Source organism: Acidovorax sp. KNOB132 (genome assembly GCF_057541515.1).
Genome location: NZ_BAAJYT010000134.1, coordinates 1 through 9,961, shown reverse-complemented (window position 1 = coordinate 9,961; position 9,961 = coordinate 1). Strand labels below are relative to the sequence as shown.

Below are 9,961 nucleotides of genomic sequence, written 5' to 3'. Positions count from 1 at the left end.
TTGCTCGGCGGCAGCATCGCCGTGCGAAGCACGCCTGGACAAGGCAGCGTGTTCACCCTGGTGCTGCCCCTCGTGGCGCCGCTGAATGCACCGCAGGACGCGGCGCGGCCCACCGCGCAGGCGTCTCCGGCCTCCGCGGTTCCCGCGCCGGCCAGCCGCCCGTCCGTGCCGCAGGCGGACGGCTTGCCCGCCGTGCTGCCGCCGCCCGCCCCGGTGCGGCGCCCGGCGAATGCCGTAGCGGACGACCGGGACCAACTGGCGCCGGGCCGCCGGACCATCTTGGTGGTCGAGGACGACGTGCGTTTCGCGTGCATCCTGCTGGACCTGTCGCGGGAGATGGGTTTTCAGTCCGTGATCACCCACACCGGTGGCGAAGGCCTGGCCGCAGCGCTTGAATACATGCCCAGCGCGGTCGTGCTGGACATGAACCTGCCGGACATTTCCGGCCTGGCGGTACTCGACCAGCTCAAGCGCAACCCGGTGACGCGGCACATTCCGGTGCATGTCGTCTCCGTGGCCGACTACGCCCAGGAGGCCATGGGCCGGGGGGCCATCGGCTACGCTCTCAAGCCCGTCAAGCGCGAAGAACTCGTGCAGGCCCTGGAGCGCATGGAGGCCAAGTTCACCCAGGCCATGCGCCGCGTGCTGGTGGTGGAGGACGACGAGCGCCAGCGCGAAAGCATGCACCACCTGCTGGCCAATGGCGATGTGGAGATCGTCGGTGCCGAGACGGCGCAGCGCGCGCTCGAACTGTTGCGCACGAGCACGTTCGACTGCATGGTGATGGACCTGAACCTGCCCGATCTGAGCGGTTACGAGCTGCTGGAGAAGATGGCCGGCCAGGAAGAGGTGGCGTTCCCGCCCGTCATCGTCTACACCGGCCGCTCGCTGTCGCGCGACGAAGAGCAGCGCCTGCGGCGCTACTCCAAGTCCATCATCATCAAGGACGCGCGCTCGCCCGAGCGGCTGCTGGACGAGGTCACGCTGTTCCTTCACCAGGTGGAGTCCAAACTGCCCGCGGACCGCCAGCAGATGCTGCAGATGGCCCGGGACCGGGAGTCCACCTTCGAGGGGCGCAACATCCTGGTGGTCGAAGATGACGTGCGCAACATCTTCGCGCTGTCCAGCGTGCTCGAGCCCACCGGTGCCAAGGTGCAGATCGCGCGCAACGGCCGCGAAGCGCTGGAAGCCCTGCAGCGTGCGCAGTCCGGCGATGCGGCCACGGTCGATCTCGTTCTGATGGACATCATGATGCCGGAGATGGACGGTTTCACCGCCATGAGCGAGATCCGCAAACGCCCCGAATGGCGTCGCCTGCCCATCATCGCGCTCACCGCCAAGGCCATGAAGGACGACCAGGAAAAGTGCCTGGCCGCCGGTGCCAACGACTACATCGCCAAGCCGCTGGATGTCGAGAAACTGCTGTCGCTCGTGCGCGTGTGGATGCCCAAATGAGCGAAGACCCGGCGGCGCAGCAGCAGCGAAAGAAGACGTTCGACATCGAGCAGCACCTGCTGGTCGAGGCCATCTACCAGCGCTACCACTACGACTTTCGCGGGTATGCGCAGGCCTCGCTCAAGCGCCGCCTGCAGACCGCGCTCACGCGTTTCCATTGCCGGTCGGTGTCCCAGTTGCAGCATCTGGTGCTGCACGACCCGGAAGTGTTTCCCGCCATGCTGGAATACCTCACGGTGCAGGTGAGCGAGATGTTCCGCGACCCGACGTACTTTCGGGCGTTGCGCGAAACCGTGGTGCCGGTGCTGCGCACCTATCCATCGCTCAAGATCTGGGTGGCGGGCTGCAGCACGGGCGAGGAGGTGTATTCGCTGGCCATCCTGCTGCGGGAGGAGGGACTGCTGGAGCGCACCCTGATCTACGCCACCGACATCAACGCCAACGCCCTGCAGAAGGCCGAGGCGGGCATCTACGCCATCGAGCGCGTGCCGGCCTTCACGGAAAACCATGCCCGCTCGGGCGGGCGAACCTCGCTGTCGGAGCACTACACCGCCGCCTACGGGCGCGTGGTGCTCGACAAGAGCCTGCGCAAGCACATCGTGTTCTCGGACCACAGCCTCGCCACCGACAGCGTGTTCGCCGAAGTGCAGCTGGTGTCCTGCCGCAACGTGCTGATCTATTTCGACCGCGAGCTGCAGGACCGCGCACTGGGCCTGTTCCGCGATGCGCTGTGCCGCAAGGGCTTTCTTGGGCTGGGGTCGAAGGAGTCGCTGCGCTTTTCGTCGCATGCGGGCGAGTTCGAAGAGCTCGTGCCGCAGGACCGCCTGTACCAGAAGAAAGGCGGGGCATGAGCGACCGCATCCGCCCGCAGGCGGTGGTGATCGGCGGCTCCGCGGGGAGCATCGAAGCGCTCTCGGTCCTGCTGCCGGCGCTGCCATCCGGCCTGCGGGCCGCGGTCTTCGTGGTGCTGCACCTGCCGCGCGAGCGGCCCAGCCTGCTGTGCGAAATCTTCCAGCCGAGCTGTGCCGTGCCTTTGCGCGAAGCCCAGGACAAGGAGCCGGTGGAGCCCGGGACCGTTTACTTCGCACCGCCGGACTACCATCTGCTGATCGATGCCGGGCCTTCGCTGGCCCTGTCCGTGGACGATCCGGTGCATTTTTCGCGCCCGTCCATCGATGTGCTGTTCGAATCCGCGGCGGACGCGTATGGTGAGCGCTTGCTTGGCATCCTGCTGTCGGGCGCCAACAGCGACGGAGCGCAAGGGTTGGCAGCCGTGCAGGCCGCGGGGGGCACCACGGTCGTGCAGGACCCGGACAGCGCCCCCATGCCTTTCATGCCCGAAGCCGCGATGGGCACCTGCACCCCCGGCCATGTCCTTTCCCCGCAGCGCATCGCTTCGCTGCTCGAGACCCTGTTCCATCGGAGAGCTTCTTGATACCCGCCCCCATCCCGCCGTCCCCCATGCGCACTGCCCCGGTGAAGTGCCTGATCGTCGACGACGTGGAGGAAAACCTGATCGCCCTGGAGGCCTTGCTGCAGCGCGATGACGTGCAGGTTCTCAAGGCCGCTTCGGGCTCCGAGGCGCTGGAGCTGCTCCTCGTGCACAACGACGTGGCCTTGGCGCTGCTGGACGTGCAGATGCCCGAGATGAACGGCTTCGAGCTGGCCGAGCTGATCCGCGGCAGCGAGCGCACCCGGCATGTGCCGCTCATCTTCATGACGGCGGGCTCACGCGACCAGAACTGGCAGTTCAAGGGCTACGAGACCGGTGCGGTCGACTTTCTCTACAAGCCCATCGATCCGCACGTTCTGGTGAACAAGGCCAACGTGTTCTTCGACCTGCAAAAGCAGAAGGTGGCCCTCGCGCGCGAACTGCAGGAACGCACCGAAGCCCTGCGGGTGAACGAGATGTTCATGGCCGTGCTGAGCCATGACCTGCGGGGGCCTTTGAGCGCCCTCCTGGCGAGCGCGCTGGTGCTTCAGCGGCCGCAGGAGCCCGACAAGGTGCAGGCCATCGCCGGCAAGATGCAGTCGAGCGCACAGCGCATGGGCCGAATGATCGAGGACCTGCTGGATGTGACGCGGGCGCGCCAGTCCGGCGGGCTGCCCGTGAAGACCGGGCCCGCCGACCTGGGCGAGCTGGTGCAGCGCCCGGTGCACGAGCTGCACGTCAGCCACCCCGACCGGACCATCGAGATCACGCAAAAGGGCAACCTGACGGGCCAGTGGGATGCCGAGCGCCTGTGCCAGGTGGCGGCCAACCTCCTGGGCAATGCCATTCACCACGGCGATGCGGCCGAGCCGGTGCAGGTGATGCTGGACGGCACGGCGCCCGACCGGGTGGAGTTCACCGTGCGCAATGCCGGCACGATTCCCCCGGCACTGGTGCCCCACCTGTTCGATCCGTTCCGGGGGCGGGAGCGCGAGCCGGGGCAACACCAGGGGCTGGGGCTGGGCCTCTACATCGTGCACCAGATCGTGCAGCGCCATGGCGGCCGCATCGACGTCTGCTCGCGCGAGGGCCACACGGCCTTCCATGTGCAGTTGCCCCGCCAGCCGGCCGTGGCCCGTCCGGCAGCACGCTGATCTGCCCCACGGGCCGCACACGGCCTGGGCCTGCTTCAGCGAGCGTTGGGATCTATTGGCGTGGCCGCGGCGGCTGCGCTGCCAGAAGAACGAAAAAAAGGGAGCACGAAGCCCCCGTTCACTGTGGCGGTGCTCTGCGGTCAGGCAGGGTGATTGGAGCTGGATCCGCGCAATTGATCGCGAATCGAGTCCATGAGTTCTTCCAGCTCTTCCAGCTCGAATGGCTTGAGCAGCGCACGCACATTGGGGCCCAGGGCATTCAGTCCGTGGCCGAACTGGTAGCCCGAGCACAGCACAATCCAGCGCTGCGGATTCTCCGCCACCAGTTGGCGGCACAGGTCGGTGCCCGACATGCCGGGCAGGCTGACGTCGGTAACGACCAGGTCGTAGGGGCCCTGCGCATCCAGCTTCAGCGCCTCCTCGGCGGTCGCGCACAGCGACACCTCACGGTCGTCCCCCTCCAGCAGCATGCCGATGGTTTCGCGGAGCTCCGCGTTGTCCTCTACGTAAAGGATGCGCAAGGGAGGGGTCATGCTGTGGTCGGTCCGGTCGAGCGGTCTGTGAAGGTCTCCGGCTGGCGGTCGCGCGTCAGTGGAAAACGGGGTGGAGGGGTGGGCCAGCGCTTGCATCATGCCAGCGTGCGCACGGAGGGTTCGCGCGCCCATTGTCGCGTGCTGGCCGCTTGAATGAAAGCTGCTGTCTCAGCGGGGTCCACTACGCCGGCGTCCGGCTGGATGCCGGCGGCCTTCAGGATCGGCTGCGAGCCCTTGCACGCGGCGATGGCCTTGAGGTGGCCGAAGGCGTCGCGGAACCAGTCCACGGCAGCGGCTTCGCGCGACAGTTGCTCGCCCGCTTCGGGCGACAGGACCGAGGCCACGGCGTCGAACACCGTGGAGGGCGTGCCGGCCAACTGGCCATCCGCCGGCAGCCGCGAGCCGTCCGCCAGCACGGCGCCGCCCACCTTCGGGGCCACGATCTTGACTGTGGCACCGGCCTTTTCCGCCGCCTTGCGCAGCGCGGCGATGGGTGCGGCGGCCGAGCCGTCCGCCACCAGGATGCCCACGCAGCGACCCTCCAGCGTGGGCTTCATGCGGTCGATGATGCGCAGCGCGGGTGACAGCGGCAGGTCTTGCACGGCGGCGGCTGCAGGGAACGGCTCGGGGAGTTCCGGCATGCCCAGTCCGTCCGCCACGCGGCCGGCCAGGCTGTCGTCCACATTGCGCAATTGCGCCACCACGGCCGTCCGCACAGCCGGCGTTTCGACCTTGGACAACTCGAACACCAGGGCCGATGCCATGTGGGCCTGTTCCAGCGGGCTCTGGCTGCGAAAGAACATGCGCGCCTGGCTGTAGTGGTCGGCAAAGCTCTCGGGCCGCACGCGGCCCTTGGCGCCGCCATCGGCCACTTCGGCGAAATGCCGTGTGCCCTGTGCCAGCGAGGCGCGCGGGCTGTCTCCGAGCAGGCTGCTCGGCTCATAGGCCACGCGGCCCTTGGGCACCTGCATCTGCATGTGGCCGTCGCGCTGCATGTTGTGGAAGGGGCACTTGGGCGCGTTGATCGGGATCTGCACGAAATTCGGGCTTCCCAGGCGCGACAGCTGCGTGTCCAGGTATGAGAACAGGCGGCCCTGCAGCAGCGGGTCGTTGGAGAAGTCGATGCCCGGCGGCACGTTGGCGGGGCAGAACGCCACCTGCTCGGTCTCGGCGAAGAAGTTGTCGGGCCAGCGGTTGAGCACCATGCGGCCGATCATCTTGAGCGGCACCAGCTCTTCGGGGATGAGCTTGGTCGGGTCCAGATGGTCGAAGGGGAACGCCTCGGCCTCTTCTTCGGTGAACAGCTGCACGCCCAGTTCCCACTCGGGGAAGCTGCCGGCCTGGATGGACTCGAACAGGTCGCGGCGATGGAAATCGTTGTCCGCCGCCTGCAGCTTCAAAGCCTCGTCCCACACCGTGGACTGGATGCCCAGCTTGGGACGCCAGTGGAACTTCACGAACGTGCTCTGGCCTTCTGCGTCGAGCAGTCGGAAGGAATGCACGCCGAAGCCTTCCATGGTGCGCAGGCTGCGCGGAATGGTGCGGTCGCTCATGGCCCACATGATCATGTGCATGGCCTCGGGCATCAGCGAGATGAAATCCCAGAACGTGTCGTGCGCGCTGGCCGCCTGCGGAAAGCCGCGGTCGGGCTCCATCTTCACGGCATGCACCAGGTCGGGAAACTTCATCGCATCCTGGATGAAGAACACCGGGATGTTGTTGCCCACCAGATCCCAGTTGCCTTCTTCGGTGTAGAACTTGACGGCGAAGCCGCGCACGTCGCGCGGGGTGTCCACCGAGCCGGCGCCGCCGGCCACAGTGGAGAAGCGGCAAAACAGTGGCGTCTGCTTGCCCACCTCGGTGAGGATGCGGGCGGTGGTGTACTGAGACAGCGATTCGGTCAGCTCGAAGAAGCCGTGCGCGGCGGTGCCACGGGCATGCACGATGCGTTCGGGAATGCGCTCGTGGTCGAAATGCGTGATCTTTTCGCGGAGGATGAAGTCCTCCAGCAGCGTGGGGCCGCGGGGCGTGGACCGCAGCGAATTCTGGTTGTCCCCGACCGGAATGCCCTGCTGGGTGGTGAGCACCGGGTGGGCGCCTCTAGCCTGCTGCTGCAATTCGCCCCCGGTGCCGCGCAGTTCTTCGCCTTCGTGGGCCTGGGACGAGGGGGCGGAGGCCTTTTTCACGGGACGTGGAACTGCGGGTGCTTTTGCCATGGAGGGGCCTTTTGGTTGAGATTGCCGTGGGACCGCCGATCTTTTGCCGTGCAGGGGGACACTGGTGTAGGACAAGCCCGCGTCGGCCGGACTGCCCGCAGGGCGGATCACCGGGCGACCCGCCGCGCGGGCTGGCACTTCGATGCGCTGTCCACTGACAAGGCGCGCCCGCGATGAGGCACATACTCCAGTAGCGGCTGATGCGGCATCGATCGAATGACCGACCCACCAGACGCAGGCTCTTTCCCATCTACCACCACGGCAGGCCCCATGATCCGAATGAAACTCCAGTTGGAGTTGGAGTACGCGGTAGGCGATCCCGGCGCTGACTTCGTCTTCAACATCCACGCAGCGCAGACGCGTTGCCAGATCGTTCAGGACGAGAACCTGGTCATCAGCCAGGACATTCCGACCCACTTGCACACCGATCCCGCCACGGGCACCCGCTGCCTGCGGCTGCATGCCGAACCCGGGCCGCTCACGCTGGCCTATACCGCGACGGTGGACCTGCACCACCACACCGCCGATCCGGCGCTCATTCCCGAGGTCGGCGTTCGCCATCTGCCCGACGATGTCGTGGGCTACATCTTTCCCAGCCGCTACTGCCAGTCGGACCGGCTGGCCACGCTGGCGATGCGCGAGTTCGGTCACCTGTGGCAGGGCTACAGCCGTGTTCAGGCGATCTGCGACTGGGTGCGCAACCACGTGACCTTCCGCTCCAACACCTCCAACTCGACCACCTCGGCGGTCGACACGTTCGTCGAGCGCGTTGGCGTCTGCCGCGACTTCGCCCACCTGATGATCGCGCTGTGCCGGGCAGTGAACATTCCCGCGCGCATCGCCACCGGCACCGACTACGGCGCCGACCCGGCGCTGGGGCCGCCGGACTTCCACGCCTACGTCGAGGCCTATCTCGGCGACCGCTGGTACCTGTTCGATCCGTCGGGCACGGCCATTCCCATGGGCATGCTGCGCCTGGCCACCGGCCGGGATGCCGCGGACGTGGCATTCGCCACCATCTTCGGCAGCGTGCAGTCACAACCGCCGAAGATCCGCGCATGGGCCGTCCAGGACCCGTCGCGGGGCTTGCAGTTGCCGCAGCATTCGTCCTTGGCATTGTCCACCGATGCGCCGCAGAGTTCGGGCGCGTCACCCTTGATGTCCGGTGGCCACTCGGTGATGGCCGGCTGAGGCCTACGGGCCGGAAACGCAGTGGCTCCGGCCCGGGCTGTTTGCGGCCCTGCCCGGGGGCATCGCTGGCCGGCGGAAGCAGCCGGTATGCCTGGTGACCGTGAAAACTGCTCGATACCCTAGTAATCATTGGCTCGATTGCTATATATTTAGTAGCAATCAAGGCCCCGGCACTGGTGCGCCAAGGCGGTCATGGCATCTCCGATGTCCGGCGCGGGCAGGCCGGCCCCGCTTCGCGCAGTTGCATGGCACTTCGGGTGAATCCCTCCTTTCCGTTCGTGACAGGGTTGGAATGCAGCCTCACGGAGAGGTGGCCAGGCCCTGCTGCATAGGGCCTGGCGGCAGGTACAGGGCGAACACGGGCTGGAATACCGGCTTCGGGCCCGCGCGTGCGAAACCTTTCTTTCGCCACCCTGCAACGCCGAGCGCCTTTCATGCCATCCGCTGCCCTTCCTTCATCGCTCCCTTCCCGCCGCGTGGCGCTGGACGGCGGTTTGCACGAGGGGGCTGCGTCCGGCAGCCCTCGGGCTGGTCCGCATCCTCGTGCACCGGCCTCTCCCCGTGCTTCGGCGCAACGGCAGGAGCCCACCGCGATCCTGCCGCGCTCGCCCATCCCTCCCGGTGACCCCGCCGCCGCGAGCGCGGCCAGCTTGCCGCCCCGTGCCTTGCCCCAAGCTTCGCCCCCTGGTCCCGCCTGGGGCGCGCTGGCCTCGCGCGGCATGCACCTGCTGCAGCCCCATCCCGCCGTGCTGCGGTTCGGTGCCCGGCACCTGGCGTCTCCCGTCCTGTGGCTGGGCGAGCAGATGCGAACGCACTCCGAATGGACCTTGCTGGCCGTGCACACGCTGCAAGACCCAGCCTCTGCCGCTGCATTGGCGCAGCGTGTGGCGCTGGCGGCCGGGCTGTTGGCCACCGGCACCGCCGCGCTGTCGCGGCAATTGCAGGAGCGCGACGATCCGCAGGCCGTGGCCCGCATCGCGCAAGCGCTGGTGGACCTGGATGCCGCACGGCTGGCGGGCGAGCTGCTGGGCGAGGCGGTCCAGGGCCTGCTCCAGCGGCTGCCCGACCGCGACGTGGCAGGACTTCAGTTGTTCGTGGGGATCGGCGCGGTGATGGCCCACTGGCACCTGAAGCACCGCGCCCCGGCGCCTGCGCCGATTTCGCCCCCGGAGGTGCCGGACACCACCGCGACCCCGGTCACCACCACGGCGCATGGGGAACCTCCCCGCCCACGAAGCGCAGGGCTGGACCGCGTGGTCCTGGCCAACGCGGTGGTGGCCCTCCACCATGCGGGGCAGGGCGTGCTGGGCGAGGGGTACGCCCGTGGCGTGGCCGAATCGCTGTCCGACGGCGTGCGGGAAGCCGTGGGCCAGTGGCTGGCGCGGGCACGGGAGCGGCGGTAGCGCCACGCGACCGCCGATCACCCCGCCCGGCGGAAGGTCAGGTTCACGCGGACCGCTCCCCACTCCGCGTGTTGGCCCTGCGCCACGGGCAGCACGCCGTGAAAGCGCAGTCGGTCCTCCCCGCCCCACACCACCACATCGGCATGGCGCAGCGGCACGCGCAGGGCGCGGTCGCTGCGCGCCAGGCCACCCCAGAGGAACGTGGCCGGGAGCCCGAGCGAGACCGAGACGATGGCGCCCGCAGGTCGCGCTCGTCGCGGTCCTGGTGCAGCGACAGGCGCGTGCCCGGGGCATACCGATTGACCAGGCAGGCATCCGGGGCGAAATCCGCAAAGCCGGCCGCTGCCGCCGCCTCGCCCGCCAGCGTGGACAGCACGGCAGGCAGGGCGGGCCACGGCCTGCCGCTGTCCCGGTCCACGGCGACGTAGCGGTAGCCGCGGGCATCGCTCACCCAGCCCAGGGCGCCGCAGTTCGTGGTGGCCACCGACATGCGGCGCCCGCCCGGCGTCGCCATGTGGCGCCACGGCGCCTGCCGCGCGATGGCGGCCACCTGCGCATGCAACGCCACGGCCACGGG

Annotated in this window: 8 protein-coding genes and 1 pseudogene; 6 read left to right on the top strand and 3 right to left on the bottom strand. The window is 68.2% G+C overall.

Features of this window, described 5'->3' with window-relative positions; translation table 11 throughout:
• From AC27IO_RS15930 to AC27IO_RS15915, 4 genes are all read left to right on the top strand, one after another.
• On the top strand, positions 1–1,455 hold a 1,455-nt coding region (locus tag AC27IO_RS15930; RefSeq protein ID WP_498739626.1), incomplete at its 5' end, for a response regulator.
• Positions 1,452–2,306, top strand: a complete 855-nt coding sequence (locus AC27IO_RS15925) for a CheR family methyltransferase (protein ID WP_284429831.1) — start codon at positions 1,452–1,454, stop codon at positions 2,304–2,306. The genes AC27IO_RS15930 and AC27IO_RS15925, both read left to right, overlap by 4 nt.
• Complete coding sequence (locus AC27IO_RS15920) at positions 2,303–2,890, top strand: chemotaxis protein CheB (protein ID WP_498739624.1); 588 nt, start codon at positions 2,303–2,305, stop codon at positions 2,888–2,890. Before AC27IO_RS15925 ends, AC27IO_RS15920 begins: the two co-directional genes overlap by 4 nt.
• A gap of 26 nt (positions 2,891–2,916) precedes the next feature.
• Positions 2,917–4,041 carry a hybrid sensor histidine kinase/response regulator gene (locus AC27IO_RS15915; RefSeq protein ID WP_284429832.1) on the top strand — a complete coding sequence of 375 codons (1,125 nt, stop codon included), beginning with the start codon at positions 2,917–2,919 and terminating at the stop codon, positions 4,039–4,041.
• Positions 4,042–4,181: 140 nt separating this feature from the next.
• Here the strand turns inward: AC27IO_RS15915 and AC27IO_RS15910 are convergent, their stop codons facing one another.
• Entirely contained in the window at positions 4,182–4,574 is a 393-nt protein-coding gene (locus AC27IO_RS15910; RefSeq protein WP_372588161.1) for a response regulator, read from the bottom strand.
• 95 nt (positions 4,575–4,669) lie between these two features.
• The gene (locus AC27IO_RS15905) at positions 4,670–6,790 is read right to left on the bottom strand and encodes a catalase (RefSeq protein WP_487087588.1); all 2,121 of its coding nucleotides are present in this window, start codon (positions 6,788–6,790) and stop codon (positions 4,670–4,672) included.
• Between the two features lie 270 nt (positions 6,791–7,060).
• Between AC27IO_RS15905 and AC27IO_RS15900 the strand changes: the two genes are divergently transcribed.
• Entirely contained in the window at positions 7,061–7,981 is a 921-nt protein-coding gene (locus tag AC27IO_RS15900) for a transglutaminase-like domain-containing protein (protein ID WP_284429834.1), read from the top strand.
• Between the two features lie 665 nt (positions 7,982–8,646).
• Positions 8,647–9,384: a hypothetical protein gene (locus AC27IO_RS15895; RefSeq protein ID WP_317352840.1), complete on the top strand. Its 738-nt coding sequence runs from the start codon at positions 8,647–8,649 to the stop codon at positions 9,382–9,384.
• Positions 9,385–9,401: 17 nt separating this feature from the next.
• Here the strand turns inward: AC27IO_RS15895 and alkB are convergent.
• Positions 9,402–9,958, bottom strand: a pseudogene (gene alkB, locus AC27IO_RS15890) (DNA oxidative demethylase AlkB).
• Positions 9,959–9,961: the final 3 nt, after the last annotated feature.

Bases quoted from the DNA above. Each gene is read 5' to 3' on its own strand.
- AC27IO_RS15920 (WP_498739624.1), top strand. From the start codon at position 2,303: ATGAGCGACCGCATCCGCCCGCAGGCGGTGGTGATCGGCGGCTCCGCG.
- AC27IO_RS15915 (WP_284429832.1), top strand. From the start codon at position 2,917: ATGCGCACTGCCCCGGTGAAGTGCCTGATCGTCGACGACGTGGAGGAA.
- AC27IO_RS15910 (WP_372588161.1), bottom strand. From the start codon at position 4,574: ATGACCCCTCCCTTGCGCATCCTTTACGTAGAGGACAACGCGGAGCTC.
- AC27IO_RS15900 (WP_284429834.1), top strand. From the start codon at position 7,061: ATGATCCGAATGAAACTCCAGTTGGAGTTGGAGTACGCGGTAGGCGAT.
- AC27IO_RS15905 (WP_487087588.1), bottom strand. From the start codon at position 6,790: ATGGCAAAAGCACCCGCAGTTCCACGTCCCGTGAAAAAGGCCTCCGCC.
- AC27IO_RS15925 (WP_284429831.1), top strand. From the start codon at position 1,452: ATGAGCGAAGACCCGGCGGCGCAGCAGCAGCGAAAGAAGACGTTCGAC.